This window comes from Paraburkholderia sp. J8-2 (assembly GCF_905220195.1).
Lineage (GTDB): Bacteria > Pseudomonadota > Gammaproteobacteria > Burkholderiales > Burkholderiaceae > Paraburkholderia.
In genome coordinates this window covers 362,527-380,378 of record NZ_CAJMZA010000003.1, presented here as the reverse complement: position 1 = coordinate 380,378, position 17,852 = coordinate 362,527, and the positions used below count along the sequence as shown (strand labels likewise).

Below are 17,852 nucleotides of genomic sequence, written 5' to 3'. Positions count from 1 at the left end.
GTGCACACGGGGGACGAGTAGCAACACGCGACCGCACAGCGCGGTCGGGTTTATGCGGCGCCCAGCCATGCCTCGATTTCGGGGGCATCCGCGCGCGCCGCATCGGGCCGCCATCCTGGCGCCACCAGAAGTTCGCGCGCGCCGGCGTAGGCCTGCGCAAAGCTACGCAGTTCACGCGTAACCGGCCGGTCGTCCAGACGCCGCCGGGCTAGCGCCGCTTCCACGGTGCGCTCGATCAGCGCGACCTGGTTGTCGATATACGCGACGCAAAGCTCGCGGCAGCGCGCCGACACACGCGCCGCCGCCATGAGCGCCGGAACGAGCGAAACCGTGAGATGCCCGCCCGCGCCAAGCCGGGCCAGCGCGCCGCGCAGGTCCGCGGCCGCGTCGTGGAGCGAAGCGAACACGGCGTCACGCCAAACGCCGCGCTCGAATGCCAGCGCACCGCGAAAGCGCGCCAGCGCCTCGGCATCCGCCACCTTCCCCTCGAGCACCAGCGGTGCGGCGCCCGCCGTCGCCGTCGTACGGATGCAATCCGCACCGAGCCATTGCGCACTTTCGCGCCTTCCTTCCAGCACCCGCGTTTGCAGACGATCCGGCAATAGCGGATCGAGCGGCACCGCTGCGCACATTGCGGGCTTGCCGGTTTCGTGCAGCGTGCAACGCCCGTCGTCGGCCAGCGCCGCGCAACGGCCGAGCGACGGGTAGTCGTAGCCCTGCAGCGTCAGCACGATCCAGTCGCTGCCGAATGCCGCGCTGCGGTGAAAAAGCGACTGCGAGAGTTCGTCGATCGCCACGGCGTCGGCGGCGGCAAGCCGGTGCTCGCCCGCGCGGCGCACCGGCTGACGCCCGATCGCAAGGCACCCGACAAAGCGCTCCCCATGCCGCAGCAATTCCGCCAGCGACATCGACGGCGGGCTGTTGCAGCACTTCCCGCACGCCGTGCACGCGAGCGCGTAGTGCGCCATGCCGTGCGCCGCATCGTGACCTACCATGGCCGCCGCACCGAGTCCTGGTAGCGCGTGAGGATGAAATGCGCGACCTCATTCGAGTGGTACGCGTCCACCAGTTCGCGCGCCCAGGGCTGCGTCCGGTCCGCGTCGCGCACAGCGAGCACGTCGGCGTAAGGCGAGCGCGCGTCTTCAATGCCGATGCTGTCGCGCGCCGGCTGCAGCCCGGCGCGCGCCGCGTCATCGACTTCCATCGCCACGAAGGCCGCCGTGTCGAGCGCATGCGCAAGGCTTGCGTGCGGCACGCGGACGACTTTAAGTTTTAGCCGGTTGCCCGTGATATCCGCCGTCGTGGCGTGCAGCCCGGCGCTGTCGCGCAGCGTCACCAACGTGTAGTTCTGCAGCAGGATCAGCGCGCGGCCCATGCCGCGCGCGTCGTCGGGAATCGCGATTGTCGAGCCGGGGCGCAGTTGGCTGAGGCTCGGCAGTTTGCGCGAATACAGCGCCATCGGCAGCGCGACCGTGGGCGCAATGGCCGCGATCGCGTAGCCATGCACGTGGCGCGCGTCGGCCAGGTCCGCTTCGTCCTCGAAGCTCGCCGCGTCGATACGGCCCGCCGCCAGCGCGCCGTCGATCTTCGCGGCGTCGTCGAACACGACGACGTCGAGCGCCAGGCCGCGCGCCGCTGCCGTGCGTTGGACCTCGCCCATGATCTCGGCGTGCGTGCCGCGCGTCACACCCACGCGAACGGGATCAGGCGCCGCATGGGCCATGCCGCTCAGCGCCGCGGCAAGCACCCATGCGGCCAGCGGCCAGCGGCTTGCGTTCATGACGCGTCCCTCAAAATCGTGCGAAAGCCAATATGCGAAGCCGCGAGATCGGCCTCCTGCTGTTCCCGCGACGAGGCCCGATAGCGCACGCAATAGTCGCGCGCGCACAGGAACGAGCCGCCCTTGATGACCATGAGCGTGTCGTGGCGCCGCCCCGCCGGCGCGACCGCTGCCGTGTCGCCATTCGTGTGCGACTGGTGCGGGCCCGTGTACGCATCGCGCGTCCATTCCCAGGCATTGCCGATCATGTCGTAGAGGCGAAACGCATTGGCCGCGTAGCAGCCCACGGGAGCGAGGCCGGCATGGCCGTCCTCGGCGGTGTTGAGCACCGGAAATACGCCCTGCCAGTAGTTCGCCGTGGGCTTGCCGTTGGCGTCGGTGGGCGCGGTGTCGAGGTCCGCGCCCTCGCGGCCCGCCTTGCCCGCGTATTCCCACTCGGCTTCCGTCGGCAAATCGCGGCCCAGCCAGTGCGCGTACGCGAGCGCGTCGCGTAGCGTCACGAGCGTGACGGGCAGGTTGCCCCGGCCCTCCACGTCGCTGCCCGGCCCTTGCGGATGCCGCCACGACGCGCCCGGCACCCACGACCACCAGGCGAGATCGCGCGCATTCATCTGCTCGGCCGTGGGCACGCGAAACACCGCTGCACCGCCCTGCTGCTCCGCTTCGCTCACGTAGTGCGTGGCTTCGACGAACGCGGCGAACTGCGCCACCGTCACGTCGGTCTGGTCGATCCAGAAACCCGCCACGCGCGTCTTGCCGCCGCCGGGCGCGGGACGCTCGTCCGGGTAGCCCGCCGTGCTGCCGAGCACGAACGAGCCGCCTTGAAGATGCACCATGCCCGCCTTGCGGTCGCTGCCCCAGTTGTCAGGCAGACCCGAATAGCGTTCGCACTGACGCTCGTTGCCGAGCGGCGCGAGCGGGCGGCCGCGGTTGAGCGAATCGAAGCCGTCGCCGGACGATGTGAGTGTCGAGGCGCTCGATGCCGCGAACGCCGCAGCGAACACCGTCACGGCCAGCGCCGCGAGTGTCAGTCGATACCGCATGGCCACGCCCTTAGTAATAACCTTGCGGACGCAACGGTTCGACACCGCCCACGTTGCTCATATACGTGTTCCACTGGTTCACGAGGCTCTGGATCACCGAGGGATTCTGCGTCGAGACGTCCGTGGTTTCGCCGCGGTCCTTCGTGAGGTCATAGAGCTGCCAGTGGCCGTCCGTGGGTCCGAGCGGCGGCTCCGTCCACAAGGCCTTCCAGCGGCCATCCGCGCTGCGCAGATACGCACGGCCGTAGGCTTCGTCGCCGAACGCTTCCGTGTGGGCTTCCGCAGTCGTCTTGCCATTCAGTTGCGCAAGCAACGACTTTCCGGTGACCGGATACACATAGCGGTTGTTGTAGACCACCTTGCCCTTGTTCTGGTCCACGCCCGTGAGCGCATTGATGAGCGCGGGCGCGGGCTGGCTCGGCGGCGTCACGCCGGCCACGTCGAGGAAGGTGGCCGTGTCGTCGGTAACGTGCGTGAAAATGCTGAGCGACGGCAACTGCGTAGCCTGCCCCGGCAAATGAACGATGGCCGGCACCGACACGCCGCCCTCCGCCGAATACCCCTTCGTGAGCCGCAGCGGCGTGGCGCTCACTTCGGCCCAGCGCAGGCCATACTGCAGGCGCTTCGCATTCTGCAAGCCGTTGTCGGTCCCGAGCGACGAATACACGGGTTCCTGGGCGTTCGCCGTATCGGTGGCGGTGGGGTCGGCGCCCGAGTCGATCGGCCAGCCTTCCGCGCCGTTATCGGACTGGAACATGATGAACGTATTGTCGTATTCGCCGATGTCCTTCAAATGCTGGATCAGGAGTCCGATGTTGTAGTCGAGATTCTCGACCATGCCCGCGTAGATCTCCATGTAGCGCGCCTGCGCCTTGCGCTCGTCCGCGGAAAGGCTGGCCCACGCCTTGTCGACGTTGCCCTGGCCGTAATCGACGTACCCATCCGACGCCGGATGCACGGCGCTGATGTACTTCGCGTTAGCCGTGCCGTTGTTGGTCGTAGCGGGCGAACGCGTGAGCGTTTCGGGCAAGCCTTCGAACGGCGTGAAGTCGGCGGGAATCAGGCCGAGCGCTTTTTGCCGCGCAATGCGCGCGTTGCGGATCGCGTCGTAGCCTGCGTCGTACACGCCCGCGTATTTGTGCAGCCACGGGTCCGGCACCTGGAGCGGCCAATGCGGCGACGTATAGGCCGCGTAGGCGAAGAACGGCTTGCCGTCGCCCTTGTTCGAGTCGATGTACGCGATGAGCTTCTGCGTGTAGAAGTTCGTGGAATAGAACACGGCAGGACTGCCGCCTGATCCGCCGGGCTGCCCCGGTTGACCGGGCTGCACGTACTGGCCGTCTTCGGTGTAGTTCTTCGAGCCCGCGAGTTCGTGCGCGAAGTGATTGGTCGCGGCGCCGCCCAGCAGCGCGTAGCTGTGCTCGAAGCCCCATTGGTCGGGGGTTTGCCCGCTACCCGTAGCACTCCCAACGATACCGGAGCCGAGATGCCACTTGCCCGCCATATAGGTGTGATACCCGGCGTCCTTGAGCAGTTGCGCAACCGAAAGGGCGCGGTCGTTGAGATAGCCTTCATAGCCGGGCAGGCCGCGCCGCTCGTCGGTAGGCACGCCCATGGTGCCCTCGCCCACGAGGTGATGGTCGGTGCCCGAAATCAGCATGGAGCGCGTGATCGCGCACACCGTGCCCGCGTGATGGTTCGTGAGAATGCGGCCCGACTGCACGAGCGCGTCGAGGTTGGGCGTGTTGATCTCGCCGCCGAACGCATGAATGTCCGAGTAGCCGAGATCGTCCGCCATGATGTAGAGGATGTTGGGCTGCTTGTGCGTGACGGCGGCGCTCGCCACCGGCGAGCCGCTGCTGTTCGTGCCGCCGCACGAGGCCAGCGCGACGACGCTGGCGACCATGGCGCATGCGATGCGGATACGGGGAACTTGCGTCGACCGGTGAGCTTTTTTCATTGTTCTCGTGCGCTGCTTGTAAGGGAGTGCAATGGTAGCCACGAAGCCCGGTGCGCCAAATCTCGATTCCTCCATTGCTTTCGGAGCGGTGGAATAAGTGTGCGGCGCAACGTTCGGCGCATAGTGCGGCCGTTCATGCCGACCACGCGTTCCGGCCATTCGGGCCGGTTCGCGCTTTGCGCGGAAAGCGCCTAATCTTGAGGTATCGGCTCCTGCCCCATCTGTGAACCGGAACCTGCGCCAGCGTGCGCCATGCTCCGGACGCCCGATGCGCGACCATCGCCCCTCGCATGTCGCGGTGCACGACGCGCCGCCTGCTCACCCGCACCATCCGCTCACAGCGCGGCTTGCTCGCGCCGTTGTGTTCGTCGCCTTGCTGCTCGCGTGGGCCGCTCTGGCGGCTGGGATCGCTTTGCCGGCGGCCTTCGCTGCAGCCAGTCCGCCCGTCGTGGTGATGACCGTGAACGGTGCGATCGGACCCGCCAGCGCCGATTTCATCGTCCGTTCGCTGGAGCGCGCCGCGAGCGAGCGCGCGCCGCTTGCGATCCTCGAACTGGATACGCCCGGCGGCCTCGACACCTCGATGCGGCAGATCATCAAGGCGATCCTGGCCTCCCCGGTGCCGGTCGCGGCGTTCGTCGCGCCCGGCGGCGCACGCGCCGCGAGCGCGGGCACCTATATCGTCTACGCAAGCCATTTCGCGGCCATGGCGCCGGGCACCAATCTCGGCGCGGCTTCACCGGTGCAGCTTGGCGTGGGCGGCGGCGGTGGCCCCGCGGGTGGGCCCATGGGTGGCCCGGCAGGCTTTCCGGAAGCCGCCTCCGGCGCCTCGGCCCCGCGCGCCGACGACAACGCCTCGACGGAAGCCCGCAAGGTCATGCACGACTCCGCCGCCTATATTCGCGGCCTGGCGCAACTGCGCGGGCGCAACGCGGCGTGGGGCGAGCGCGCGGTGCGCGAGGCCGTGAGCCTCTCCGACGAAGAGGCGCGCGACCAGCACGTGATCGATCTGATCGCGCAGGACCCCGCCGATCTCGCGCGCCAGCTCGACGGCCGCACCGTCACGACCACGGCCGGCACGCTGCGCCTCGCCACCGCGCACGCGCCGCTGGAAGCCGTCGCGCCGGACTGGCGCAACCGCTTTCTTGCGATCATCGCCGACCCGAATGTCGCGCTGATCCTGCTGACCATCGGCGTGTACGGGCTCTTCTTCGAGTTCGCCAACCCTGGCTTCGTGCTGCCCGGCGTGGCCGGGGCAATCTGCCTGCTCGTGGGTCTGTTCGCCATGCAACTGCTGCCCGTGAACTACGCGGGCCTCGGGCTCGTGCTGCTCGGGCTTGCGTGCCTCATCGCGGAGGCTTTTTTGCCGACGTTTGGCGTGCTCGGCTTTGGCGGCATCGTGGCGTTCGCCATCGGCGCGCTCATGCTGATGGACACCAGCGCGCCCGGCTACGGCATCCCCCTGCCGCTCGTTGCGGGCCTGGCACTCGGCGGCGCGGCGTTCGTCGCCACCGTGTCCAGCGTGGCCCTGCGCGCGCGGCGGCGCCCCGTGGTGACCGGCGCGGAGGCCATGGTGGGCGCCGTTGGCGAAGTGATCGACGAGGGTTTGCATCCCGAATCGCGGCCCGGCCACGCGGCATTGTCCACGGGCTGGGCCCGCGTGCACGGCGAGCGCTGGCGCGTGGCCTGCGCCACGCCGCTTGCCGCCGGCAGCCGCGTGCGCGTCAGCTCGCGCAGCGGACTCACGCTCACCGTCACCCCGCTGCACGGCGCGGTGCACGACAACGCACACGACAAGGCACAAAACGAGGGAGAACGTTCATGATCGGCTTCACGTTCGGCTTCACAGGTCTACTGATCGCGCTCGTGGTGCTGATCGCGTTATCGTCCATCCGCATCTTCAAGGAGTACGAACGCGGCGTCGTGTTCATGCTCGGACGCTTCTGGAAGGTCAAGGGGCCGGGCCTCGTGCTCATCATTCCCGTCGTGCAGGTGGCCGTGCGTATCGACCTGCGCACCGTGGTGTTCGACGTGCCTTCGCAAGACGTCATCACGCGCGACAACGTTTCGGTGAAGGTGAACGCCGTGGTCTATTTTCGGGTGGTGGACCCGGAAAAGGCCGTGATTCAGGTCGCGCGCTACGTCGAGGCGACGAGCCAGCTCGCGCAAACCACGCTGCGCGCCGTGCTCGGCAAACACGAACTCGACGCCCTGCTCGCCGAGCGCGAGCAACTGAACGCGGACATCCAGAAAGTGCTCGATGCGCAAACGGACGCGTGGGGCATCAAGGTGTCGAACGTCGAGATCAAGCACGTCGACCTCAACGAAACGATGATCCGCGCGATCGCGCGCCAGGCCGAAGCCGAACGCGAGCGCCGCGCAAAGGTCATTCACGCGGAAGGCGAACTGCAGGCGTCCGAAAAATTGCTGCAAGCCGCGCAATGTCTCGCGCAGCAGCCGCAGGCCATGCAACTGCGGTATCTGCAGACGCTTACCACGATCGCCGCCGACAAGAATTCCACCATCGTCTTCCCGCTGCCGATCGAGTTGCTCAACGCGCTGATCGACCGAGCCGGGCCGCCGCGCGGACCTTGAGTGATCCGTCCCCTCAGTTCAGGCATCCAGCGTCTTCTCCAGTTCACCTGAATATTGCAGCGCAGCGAAAATAGCCGGCCAGCGCGCTGCGCGCGTTCGTGCACGCTTCTTTTGCGCGTGGGATTGGCAGAGCGCGGAAATATCGCCAATAATTGCCGAACATCCACTAACGGACGACGGCGGCCATGGATTACAGTCCCGAAGCCATCCGCACGATCGCTCTGGTCGGCCACGCCGGCTGCGGCAAGACCTCGCTTGCCGAAGCGCTCCTGCACCAGGGCGGCGCGCTGCACGCGCCAGGCAGCGTGAATCGCGGCACCGCCCTCTGCGATTTCGATCCCCTCGAACGCAAATATCACCACTCCCTCAACTCCGCCATCGCGCACTTCGAACACGAAGACACGCGCATCTACCTGCTCGACACGCCCGGCTACCCCGACTTCGCCGGCATGTCGATGAGCGCGCTGCCCGCGGTGGAAACGGCGGCCATCGTCGTCAACGCGCGCACCGGCATCGAAATGACGACGACGCGCATGATGGCGTACGCGCAGCAACGCAAGCTGTGCCGGATGATCATCGTGAACGGCATCGACGCGGAGAAGGTCGATTTACCTGGACTGCTTGCGCAGATACAGGAGACCTTCGGCAAGACGTGTTTGCCGATCAATCTGCCTGCACAAGGCGGACGTGAAGTGGTGGACTGCTTTTTCAACCCCGCGGGCGAGGCCGATTTCTATTCGGTGGAAGCCGCGCACAATGCACTCATCGACCAGGTGATCGAACTCGATCCCGAGTTGATGGAGCTGTACCTCGAACAGGGCGAAGCCATCAGCCCCGAGCAACTGCACGCGCCGTTCGAACGTGCGTTGCGCGAAGGGCATCTCGTGCCGGTGTGCTTTACCTCTACGGCGACGGGCGCGGGCATCGCGCAGCTGCTCGACGTGTTCGTGAAGCTCTTGCCCAATGTCACCGAAGGCAATCCGCCGCTGTTTTACCGCGAGGTGGACGGCAAGGAAGGCAAGGAGCCCGTGCGCGCCGAACCGGACGCCGATAAACACGTGCTCGCGCATGTGTTCAAGATCGTGATGGACCCGTATATCGGCAAGGTGGCCGTGTTTCGCATTCATCAGGGCACGGTAACGCGCGACAGCCAGCTCTATATCGGCAACGCGCGGCAGCCGTTCAAGGTGGCGCATTTGCTCATGCTGCAGGGCAAGGAGCATACGGAGGTCCAACGCGCGGGGCCCGGCAATATCTGCGCCGTGGCGAAGGCCGACGATATCGGCTTCGACGCCGTGCTGCACGACGCCCCCGAAGACGGCAACATCCACCTCACGCCGCCTGCGTTTCCGAATCCGATTTACGGCCTCGCCATCGAGCCGGCGCGCCCGGGCAACGAGCAGCGCGTGTGGGAAGTGCTGCAAAAGCTCGCGGCGGAAGATCCTTGCCTGCAGATCGATCATCCCGAGGGCACCAACGAGACCGTTGTACGCGGGCTCGGCGAACTGCATTTGCGCTACATGCTGGAGCGGCTAACCGATCAGTACAAACTCGAAGTCGTAACACGTCCGCCTACGATCGCATGGCGCGAGACGATAGGCGGCAAAGCCGAGGGACATTGCCGCCACAAGAAGCAGACCGGCGGCGCGGGCCAGTTCGGCGAGGTCATGCTGCGCGTCGAGCCCTTGCCGCGCGGTGCGGGCTTCGAGTTCGTGGATGCCGTGAAAGGCGGCGCGATTCCTTCGCAATTCATGCCAGCGGTTGAAAAAGGCATCTTGCAGGTGATCGACAGCGGGCCGCTCGCCGGTTTTCCCATGCAGGACGTGCGCGTGATCGTGTATGACGGCAAGCATCATCCGGTCGATTCGAAGGAAGTGGCGTTCGTTACCGCGGGGCGCAAGGCGTTTATCGATGCGGTCTTGAAGGCGCAGCCTATCGTGCTCGAACCGATTGTCGATATCGAGGTGATGACGCCCGAGGCCGCGATGGGCGACATCATCGGCGATCTTTCCTCGCGGCGCGGGCAGGTGCACGGCACGCGCACGATGGGCGGGCAAGCCATGGTCATTGCGGGGAAGGTGCCGCTGGCCGAACTTAACGACTATCAATCGCGGCTGAATTCGCTCGCGGGCGGGCATGGGAATTACAGCATTCAGCTGAGCCACTATGATCCGGTGCCGCCGACGCATCAGGAAAAGCTCGCGGCACAGCACAAGGGGCGGGGGGAGAGCGTGGAGTGAGGGTGTCTTGAATGAGGCAGTTGATTAGGAAATGAACATTTCCTATAATCCCCCCTCATGGCATCCGAGCACCCATCCCAACCCGTGGCCCGCAGCCCAGGCCGCCCGCGCGAATTCGACATGGACACCGTCGTGGACGGCGCCGTGCGCGTGTTTCGCGAGCGCGGCTACCACGCCACGTCGGTCGGCGATCTCAGCGAAGCAACGGGCCTGACCGCTGGCAGCCTCTACAAAGCCTTCGGCGACAAGCGCGGCGTCTTTCTCGCCGCGTTCGACCACTACGTCACCACGCGCCACGCCGAGTTGCGCCATCGCCTCGACAAGCAGTCCAAAGCAAGCGAGAAGATTCGCGTCATCTTCATTTTCTACGCCGAATCGTCGCATGGCAGCGAGGGCCGGCGCGGGTGTCTCGTCGTTTCAAGCGCCACGGCGCTCGCCACCTTCGACGACGAAATCGCCACGCGCATCGAAGCCGCCATGCGGCGTACCGAAGAGATGCTGCGCGAACTCCTCCAGCAAGGCCAGAAAGACGGCTCCGTTGCACCGGAAATTCATGTCCCGGCCATGGCGCGCACCTTGCTCGCCCTGCTCCACGGCTTTCGTTTGATCGGCAAATCCGGGCGCACACAGCGCGAGATGCTAGCCGCGGCTGAAGAAGCCATGCGTTTGCTGCGTTGAAATTTTTTTGGCCAATTTGGAAATGATCATTTCCAATTTATGTCTGCGTTTTTCTGCAACCACAGGAGCTTCACGTCATGAGCACGCCCTCCCGCATGATCGACCACGGTTCGGCCTCGCTGCCCGACCCCATCCTCCCCGGCTTCGCGCATCGCTTCGAAACCGTTGAAGGCACGCGCCTGCACTACGTCATCGGCGGAAAAGAGGATGGCGAAACCGTAGTGCTGCTGGCCGGCTATCCGGAAAGCTGGTTCGCATGGCGCAAGGTCATGCCGCTCCTCGCGCAAAATTACCGCGTGATCGTCCCCGACCTGCCCGGTCAGGGCGACTCGGACCGGCCGCAAGACGGCTACGACACACAATCGCTCGCCACTGCCCTGCATTCGTTGCTCGGCAAGCTCGAAGCGCGCCGCCACCATCTCGCCGCCCACGACGTCGGCGCATGGGTCGCTTATCCTTACGCGGCCCTATTCGGCGACGAAGTGTCGAAGCTCGCATTGCTCGACGCCGGCATCCCCGGCATCACACTGCCGGATGCGCTGCCCGTTGCGCCCGAGCGCGCGTGGCGCACCTGGCACTTCGCCTTCCATGCAGTTGCCGATCTGCCGGAGTTGCTGATAGCGGGCAAGGAGCGCGCGTACCTGGACTGGTTTCTGCGCCGCAAGACGGCCAATCCGCACACCTTCACGGAGGCTGATATCGACGAATATCTGCGCGTGTTCACGAAGGAAGGCGGATTGCGCGCGGGACTGGCCTACTACCGCGCGGCCCATATTTCAGCGCGCCAGAACCGCGAGTTGAGCAAGCGAGGCAAATTGCGGATGCCCGTTCTCGCGCTGAGCGCCGATCAGGGCTCGATTGCGGATATGGCGAGTCCGCTGCGCGATTACGCCGATGAGGTGCAAGGCGCGACGATCGCCCACTGCGGCCACTTCTTGCCGGAGGAACAGCCCGCAGCGGTAGCCGAAGAACTGCTGCGTTTCTTCGGCCAACCCTGACGCTCCTCGCGTCCTTACTCCGGCGCCGCGACCGTGGTCACCGCCGAGGAAAACACATACCCCTCGCTGCGCAGCGTCTTGATGTAACGCGGCTCGCGCGCCTCGTCGCGCAGGCGCTGGCGCAGCCGGCTCACGAGCAGGTCGATCGAGCGGTCGAACGCATCGGCCTGGCGGCCTTGCGTGAGGCTCAGCAGCTGGTCGCGCGTGAGCACGCGCTGCGGGTGGTCGAGGAACACGCGCAGCAGCCGGTATTCCGCGCCGCTAAGCGCGACGATCGTGCCTTCGGCGTCGAGCAGATGGCGCGCCGTGGTATCGAGCCGCCAGTCGCCGAACGCGAGCAGTTGCGCCGATTCGCTCACTTCCATGCCTGGCGGCAGCATGCGCGTGCGGCGCAGCACCGAGCGGATGCGCGCGAACAGTTCGCGCACGGCAAAGGGCTTGGGCAGATAGTCGTCGGCGCCCATTTCGAGGCCGACAATGCGATCCGTCTCCTCATTGCGCGCGGTGAGCATCACCACGGGCACGGCGCGGAACTTGCCCGCGCGCAGCTCGCGGCACAGCACGAGGCCGTCGTCGCCGGGCATCATGAGGTCGAGCACGATCAGGTCGGGCGCGCCGCTCTCCAGCACCGTGCGCATCTCGCGGCCGTTCGCGGCCAGCGACACGCGCATGCCGTTCTTTTCGAGGTACGCCCCGACCAGTTCACGTATGCCGCGATCGTCGTCGACGATCAGGACGTGATCGATCTTTTCCGTCATGGGTTCTTTTTCTCCTTGCGCGCGAGGCGTGAACGGGTTTCCGCGATGCACGAACAGTACACCGGATGGGCAATCTCCGCAGCCAGGCCGCTCGCCGCGAAGAACAGGATCGCGAACAGGCGTTTCATGCGTCCTCCAGGACCGAAAGGCTCGCACCGTCGGCAACCGACGCTTCGAGCGCGTAGACGTCCACGCCTTCCAGGCAGCCGAGATTGACGCGCCAGCGCGCCGGGTCCCTTCGCGTCTGGTGAAACGGATAAATGCCGCAGTGCTTGCAGAAATAGTGCTTCGCCACGCGCGTATTGAACTGGTACAGCGTGAGCGCGTCTTCGCCCGCGAGGATCGTCAGTTCGCGAGCCTCGAACATCGGGCTCATCAGCGCGCCCTTGCGGCGGCACAGGCTGCAGTTGCAGCGCCCCGCCGGCTCGATGGCCGTGTGGACTTCGAACTTTACTGCACCGCAATGACAGGACCCCGTCCAGCGAGTCGTACCGGTCGACGTGCTCATATTGCCCTCCGCTCGATTGATTTCGTTGGCTGATTGATAACGCAGCGCGCGCGAGGCGCGGTATCACACCGTATCCACCGCGCCGCCAGACACAACACATTGCAATGCGCTCGCAAATTAGTTCAAAGCGCAGTGCAACAAGCAGTGCACATCGCAGTGCACAACGCGCGACACGGCGCGTACAACCCACAACCGCGCCACCCGATTCGGGACCACAATGTGCGCTAGCGCGTATCCGGCGCGCCGCCCATCGACCCGACATGACCTGAAGCGACCGGCAATGACCGCTGCCGGTCGAGCAACAAACCGGCATTGTTTATGCGCGTTTGCTGTAGCGAGCGAAACTCATAGAACGGCTCCAGGAGGTCTCCATGAAATGTCTGCGAATCTACGCCGACGCCCAGGGTGAGTCCCATTTCGAGGACATCGATATCCCGCTCACGCCGCTGGAGCTCTTTCCCAACATCCCGCCCATTTATCTTTCGACATGGGAGCAGGCGAAGGCGGTGCGCTTTGGCTGGGTGCCGGCCGGTCTCAAGGAGGCGGACTGGCACACCACGCCGGTTCGTCAGTTCGTGATCTGGATGACCGGCTGGGTCGAGTTCGAAACGAGCGACGGCGACACGCGCCACTGCGAACCGGGCACGGTCGTGCTGTGCGAAGACACCGTGGGCAAGGGCCATCGCTCGCGCCACCCCGAGGAAGGCCAGTTCAACGTGTTCATTCCGCTTGCGTGAGCGACATGGGCGCGCGCTCATGGCGCGCCGCCTTTCACGCATCCGCGCCGCCAAGCACGAGCCGTCCTTCCAGCCCGCCTTCGGGCCGGTTGCGCAGCGTAAGCTGCGCGCCCATCGCCACGGCAAGCTGGCGCGAGATCGCAAGGCCGAGACCCGTGCCGCCCGTGCCCCGGTTGCGCGAGGTTTCGAGCCGGTAGAACGGCTCGAACACCTTTTCGAGCGCTTCTTCGGGAATGCCGGGGCCGCTGTCGAGCACCGAGATCGTGACAGTCTTGTCGCGCGGCGACGCGCTCACTTCAATGGCCGCCGTGCTGCCGTACTTCAGCGCGTTATCCACAAGATTGCCGACGATGCGGCGCAGCGCCTGCACGCGCGTGACGATCGCCACGTTCAAACGCCGCTCGAAGGTCACGGGCGAGCCCGCATCCACGTAGTCGCACACGAGGCTGTCGAGCAGCGCGTCGAGATCGACGCGGGCGGGCGCTTCACCGGTGCCATGCAGCGTGCGCGCGTAGGCCACGCCCTCCTTCACGAGTTGCTCCATCTCGTGCAGGTCCTGCGCGAGCTTTTCCGCCTGCGTGCTGTCGTCCATCTGGTCCACGCGCAGGCGCATGCGCGTAATCGGCGTCTGCAAATCGTGCGAGATGGCCGCGAGTATCTGCATGCGCTCGGCCACGTGCGCCGAAATGCGCTCCTGCATGGCGTTGAACGCGCGCGCCGCGCGCGCCACTTCGGAAGGCCCTTCTTCCTCCAGCCGCTCCGCCTTCAGGTCCGGACCCAGTGCATCGGCCACGCGTGCGAGTTCGTGCAGCGGCCGCGTGGCCGTGCGCACCGCGAACCAGCAGCATGCCGCCAGCACGACGAGCTGGGCGACGAGCACGGCCGGCAGCCAGCCCGACAAGGGCAGCGCGGCGCCCGGGCGGTAATCGATGGTGAGCGGCGAGCCGTCGGAAAGCCGCAGATGGATCTGCAGACGTTCGCCGTCGCCGGGCACCGAATTGGTCGTGAGCGCGTACTTGTCGGCGATGCCCGCCGCAATGGCCGACGCCACGGCCTTCGAGCGGCTCGCGTCGGGCGCCTCGCCTGGCGTGCCGGGGCCGAGAATGAAGCTATAGGTACGCCGCGCGAGCTGCGGCAGCCACGCCGCGCGTTCGGCCGCGGGCAGATGGTCGAGCAGCGCCACGGAGATGGCGACTTCACGCGAGATGTAATTGGTCATCATGTTCGCGGTGGCGTCGTTTCGCTCGGTCATCGTGAGCTTGAACGACAGCAACTGCGCGAGCGCGAGGCCGACACAAAGGATCAGGGCGAGGCGCGCGAACAGCGTGCGCGGCCAGTGCAGCGCGCTCATCGCCGCCCCGCCCGCAAAACCAGCGGCTTGCATGTTCGGACTCCGTATGCAGGGAATGATGGGTTTATACCGCATGCCGCGCGCGGCTTTGTATCTCACTGTATCGGCGCAGGCGCGGGACACAATACATTGCAGCCCGGTTCATTTCAGCGCGTTTGCGTCTTGCGCTGCGGCGCGGCATCGGCCGTGCCGGCCGGGTCGGCCCATTCGCGCACGGCCTGCGCAAAGAGGCGCAGCGCCGCGGGCGGATGCCGATTGGCCGGATAGTAAAGGCAGAGCCCCGAAAACACCGGCCCCCATTCCGGCAGCAAGTGGACGAGCCGGCCGGCGGCCACATGCTCGGCCACAAGCGACTCCGGCACCCAGGCCACGCCGACCCCGGCGAGCGCGGCCTCGACCATCAGGTTCAGATTGCCGAGCGTAAGCGGCCCGTCCACGTCGATGCTGGCGCTCTTGCCGCGGTGCGCGAAATCCCAACGGAACAGCGCGCCGCTCTCGAAACGAAAGCGGATGCAGCGGTGCTGCTCCAGGTCGTGCGGCGCGCGCGGCGGCGCATGCTGCGCCAGATACGCGGGCGAGGCCACCGCGCCAAAACGCATGTCCTGCGTGAAGCGAATGGCGATCATGTCGCGCGGCACGTCTTCGAGCACGCGCACGCCGGCGTCGAATCCGCCGGCCACGATGTCCACGAGCCGCGAGTCGACCACGAACTCCACGCGTATGTCCGGATAGCGGGCGAGGAACGCCGGCAACACATGTCGAATGAGCGGGCGCGCCCCCGATTCCGAAGCGCTGATGCGGATCGACCCCGAAGGCCGGTTGCTCGCGGACGTGACGTCGTTCACGGCGTCTTCGAGATCGGCCATGGCGGGCCGCACGCGGTTGAGCAACTGCTCCCCCGCCTCGGTCAGCGCCACAGAGCGCGTGGTGCGGTTCAGGAGACGCACGCCGAGTTTCGCCTCCAGGTTGCGCACGGTGTGGCTGAGCGCGGACGGCGAGACGCCCAGCACACGCGCCGCGCCGCTGAAGCTGCGTTGCTCGGCGATCGTCACGAAAGCCGTCAGTTCGGATAAGCCGGTGCGCACCATTTGTGAATTTTCCTCAGTACCCCATGCAAGTCTAGCGGGATTGTTGAGCCGCATGCAGCAACCTACACTCGATCGGGTAGAAGGCGGCTCGCGCGTGAACACGGGGGCCGCCCGTCCAATCGCTTTCAAGGAGCAAGACATGCAAAAGCGCACACTCGGCAAGAACGGCCTCGAAGTCTCCGCGTTGGGCCTCGGCTGCATGGGGCTCAGCTTCGGCTATGGGCCCGCCACCGAAAAGGCGGACGCGATCCGCCTGATCCGCACGGCGTTCGAGCGCGGCGTCACGTTCTTCGACACGGCCGAAGTCTACGGCCCCTTCGTCAACGAAGCGCTCGTGGGCGAAGCGCTCGCGCCGATTCGCGACCAGGTGGTGATCGCGACGAAGTTCGGCTTTCAGGACGGCGACTCGAAAAAGCCCATGGACAGCCGGCCCGAGCGCATCCGCGCGGTGGCCGAAGCGTCGCTCAAACGCCTGAAGACCGACCGCATCGACCTCTTCTACCAGCACCGCGTCGATCCGAACGTGCCCATGGAAGACGTGGCGGGCACGGTCAAGGATCTGATCCGCGAAGGCAAGGTGAAGCACTTCGGCCTTTCCGAAGCGGGCGAGCAGTCCATTCGCCGCGCCCACGCCGTGCAGCCCGTAGCCGCGCTGCAAAGCGAATATTCGCTCTGGTGGCGCGAGCCGGAGCACAAGGTGATGCCGGTCCTGGAGGAGCTGGGCATTGGCTTCGTGCCGTTCAGCCCGCTCGGCAAGGGCTTTCTGACCGGCGCGATCGATGAGCGCACGTCATTCGATCAAAGCGACTTCCGCATGATCGTGCCGCGCTTTTCGGAGGAGAATCGCAAGGCCAATGCCGGTCTCGTCGACGTGCTGGGCCGCATTGCCGAGGGCAAAGGCGCCACGCGCGCGCAGATCGCGCTGGCCTGGCTGCTCGCGCAGAAGCCGTGGATCGTGCCGATTCCTGGCACCACGAAGCTTTCGCGGCTCGACGAGAACATGGGCGCGGCCAGTCTCGAGTTGAGCGCAGGCGATCTCGCCGCCATCGAAGCGGCGCTCAAGGCGATCCAGGTGGTGGGCGACCGGTATCCGGCGCAGATGCAGCAGCGGGTGGACCGCTAGGTTCGCGCGCGCGGCCCGCTCATACCCACAACCGGTACATCCAGAACGACTCGTCCTCGACATAGCGCTGCGCGAAGTCGGTGGGCGAGAAGCCGGTCATGTGGCGGGTCGTGCGGCTCAGGTGCGCCTGATCCGCGAATCCTTCGTCGTGGGCGAACGCCGCCCAGTCGAAGGACTGACCGTTGGCGAGGCGCTCCGTTGCCGCGAAATACGCGCCCTCGGCCTTCACGAGCGAGTGCCACTCGCGCAGCGAGCGCCCGCTGTAAGCCTTGATGCGCCGCTCCACCTGCCGCGCGCTATGCGTGCGCCCCCATTCGCGCGCCTGCCAGGCAAGACGCCCCACCCAGCGGCGGCCCGCCTGGCGCAGCGTGGCAACGGAGGAGCGCTGGCCGCGAACAGCTTGCCAGCGTGGCGCGAGATGCGTTTCGAGCGCCGCGAGCGTCTGTGCATCTTCGGCAGTGCAAAGCAACGCGTCGAGGAGCGCGAGCCACTCGCGGCCCAGCGTTTCGCGCGCGCACAGAAAGCGGTCGTGGACCGCAGCCAGATCGAGATCGAACAAGGCCTTCGCTGCGTCGGCGTTGAAGCACACCATGCCGCCGAAGCCCGCGGTGGGCGCCCAACTCGTGGTGGGCTGCGACTGGCTGCCCGAGAGTGTGATCGCCGTGCCGAAGGGCCGCCACAGCGGCCCGTTCGCGGTCGATTCCACGAGCCCGGCATCCAGGTCCCGATACCACGAGAGGCACACGAGCGGCGAGGCCGGGAAATGCGAGAGGCGTTGCGCGTCGTTCAGGTCGAAGCCGCGCGTGTCGCGGCAGGCCACGGCCACAATGGCATCCGCCAACGCCGCAGGAGGCGGATAGAGCCGCGCGTGAGGACGCTCGGCGCCGCGCAATACGCGCGGGCCGCGTGCCCAACGGTCGGGGCAAGCAATCGAGCTGGAAGGCGTAGCGGTGGACATGACCGCGCAGTATAGGCGAGCGCTGCAAGAGCGTC

General features: G+C 66.4%; 17 protein-coding genes. 7 read left to right on the top strand and 10 right to left on the bottom strand.

Features of this window, described 5'->3' with window-relative positions:
- Positions 1 to 50: 50 nt before the first annotated feature.
- The 4 genes from U5A52_RS10505 to U5A52_RS10490 are packed head-to-tail and all read right to left on the bottom strand — an operon-like array spanning position 51 to position 4,783.
- Positions 51 to 995, bottom strand: coding sequence for a YkgJ family cysteine cluster protein (locus U5A52_RS10505; protein WP_321934707.1), 945 nt, complete (start codon positions 993 to 995; stop codon positions 51 to 53).
- Positions 989 to 1,780 (bottom strand): MetQ/NlpA family lipoprotein, encoded by a 792-nt coding sequence (locus tag U5A52_RS10500; RefSeq protein WP_415773735.1) that lies wholly within the window; start codon positions 1,778 to 1,780, stop codon positions 989 to 991. Before U5A52_RS10500 ends, U5A52_RS10505 begins: the two co-directional genes overlap by 7 nt.
- A complete protein-coding gene (locus tag U5A52_RS10495) occupies positions 1,777 to 2,823 on the bottom strand; it encodes a formylglycine-generating enzyme family protein (RefSeq protein ID WP_321934706.1) in 1,047 nt (348 codons plus the stop codon). Before U5A52_RS10495 ends, U5A52_RS10500 begins: the two co-directional genes overlap by 4 nt.
- 10 nt (positions 2,824 to 2,833) lie before the next feature.
- On the bottom strand, positions 2,834 to 4,783 hold the full coding sequence (locus U5A52_RS10490) for an arylsulfatase (RefSeq protein ID WP_321912071.1): 1,950 nt from the start codon (positions 4,781 to 4,783) through the stop codon (positions 2,834 to 2,836).
- A 268-nt stretch (positions 4,784 to 5,051) separates the two neighbouring features.
- On the opposite strand from U5A52_RS10490, the gene U5A52_RS10485 reads away from it, so the two are divergent.
- From U5A52_RS10485 to U5A52_RS10465, 5 genes are all read left to right on the top strand, one after another.
- Positions 5,052 to 6,608, top strand: coding sequence for a nodulation protein NfeD (locus U5A52_RS10485; RefSeq protein WP_321934705.1), 1,557 nt, complete (start codon positions 5,052 to 5,054; stop codon positions 6,606 to 6,608).
- Positions 6,605 to 7,378: a slipin family protein gene (locus tag U5A52_RS10480; protein WP_321912074.1), complete on the top strand. Its 774-nt coding sequence runs from the start codon at positions 6,605 to 6,607 to the stop codon at positions 7,376 to 7,378. Before U5A52_RS10485 ends, U5A52_RS10480 begins: the two co-directional genes overlap by 4 nt.
- 185 nt (positions 7,379 to 7,563) lie before the next feature.
- Positions 7,564 to 9,618 (top strand): elongation factor G, encoded by a 2,055-nt coding sequence (gene fusA / locus U5A52_RS10475; RefSeq protein ID WP_321907927.1) that lies wholly within the window; start codon positions 7,564 to 7,566, stop codon positions 9,616 to 9,618.
- A 120-nt stretch (positions 9,619 to 9,738) separates the two neighbouring features.
- Positions 9,739 to 10,296 carry a TetR/AcrR family transcriptional regulator gene (locus tag U5A52_RS10470; RefSeq protein WP_321907928.1) on the top strand — a complete coding sequence of 186 codons (558 nt, stop codon included), beginning with the start codon at positions 9,739 to 9,741 and terminating at the stop codon, positions 10,294 to 10,296.
- Between the two features lie 77 nt (positions 10,297 to 10,373).
- Positions 10,374 to 11,294 (top strand): alpha/beta hydrolase, encoded by a 921-nt coding sequence (locus U5A52_RS10465; protein ID WP_321934704.1) that lies wholly within the window; start codon positions 10,374 to 10,376, stop codon positions 11,292 to 11,294.
- Between the two features lie 14 nt (positions 11,295 to 11,308).
- Here the strand turns inward: U5A52_RS10465 and U5A52_RS10460 are convergent, their stop codons facing one another.
- From U5A52_RS10460 to U5A52_RS10450, 3 genes are read right to left on the bottom strand one after another with little or no spacing between them, the layout of a single operon-like run.
- The gene (locus U5A52_RS10460) at positions 11,309 to 12,052 is read right to left on the bottom strand and encodes a response regulator (protein ID WP_321934703.1); all 744 of its coding nucleotides are present in this window, start codon (positions 12,050 to 12,052) and stop codon (positions 11,309 to 11,311) included.
- Entirely contained in the window at positions 12,049 to 12,180 is a 132-nt protein-coding gene (locus U5A52_RS10455) for a hypothetical protein (RefSeq protein WP_321907934.1), read from the bottom strand. The genes U5A52_RS10460 and U5A52_RS10455 overlap by 4 nt, the downstream gene beginning before the upstream one ends.
- A complete protein-coding gene (locus U5A52_RS10450; RefSeq protein WP_321907936.1) occupies positions 12,177 to 12,560 on the bottom strand; it encodes a GFA family protein in 384 nt (127 codons plus the stop codon). The genes U5A52_RS10455 and U5A52_RS10450 overlap by 4 nt, the downstream gene beginning before the upstream one ends.
- A 371-nt stretch (positions 12,561 to 12,931) precedes the next feature.
- Between U5A52_RS10450 and U5A52_RS10445 the strand changes: the two genes are divergently transcribed.
- Entirely contained in the window at positions 12,932 to 13,297 is a 366-nt protein-coding gene (locus U5A52_RS10445; RefSeq protein WP_110383838.1) for a hypothetical protein, read from the top strand.
- Between the two features lie 34 nt (positions 13,298 to 13,331).
- Here the strand turns inward: U5A52_RS10445 and U5A52_RS10440 are convergent, their stop codons facing one another.
- Positions 13,332 to 14,681 (bottom strand): ATP-binding protein, encoded by a 1,350-nt coding sequence (locus U5A52_RS10440; RefSeq protein ID WP_321907938.1) that lies wholly within the window; start codon positions 14,679 to 14,681, stop codon positions 13,332 to 13,334.
- Between the two features lie 113 nt (positions 14,682 to 14,794).
- On the bottom strand, positions 14,795 to 15,736 hold the full coding sequence (locus U5A52_RS10435) for a LysR family transcriptional regulator (RefSeq protein ID WP_321907939.1): 942 nt from the start codon (positions 15,734 to 15,736) through the stop codon (positions 14,795 to 14,797).
- Between the two features lie 139 nt (positions 15,737 to 15,875).
- Here U5A52_RS10435 and U5A52_RS10430 point away from each other — a divergent pair, with 139 nt between their 5' ends.
- Complete coding sequence (locus tag U5A52_RS10430) at positions 15,876 to 16,859, top strand: aldo/keto reductase (protein WP_321907941.1); 984 nt, start codon at positions 15,876 to 15,878, stop codon at positions 16,857 to 16,859.
- A gap of 19 nt (positions 16,860 to 16,878) precedes the next feature.
- Here the strand turns inward: U5A52_RS10430 and U5A52_RS10425 are convergent, their stop codons facing one another.
- Positions 16,879 to 17,817 (bottom strand): AraC family transcriptional regulator, encoded by a 939-nt coding sequence (locus U5A52_RS10425; RefSeq protein WP_321934702.1) that lies wholly within the window; start codon positions 17,815 to 17,817, stop codon positions 16,879 to 16,881.
- Between the last annotated feature and the right edge of the window lie 35 nt (positions 17,818 to 17,852).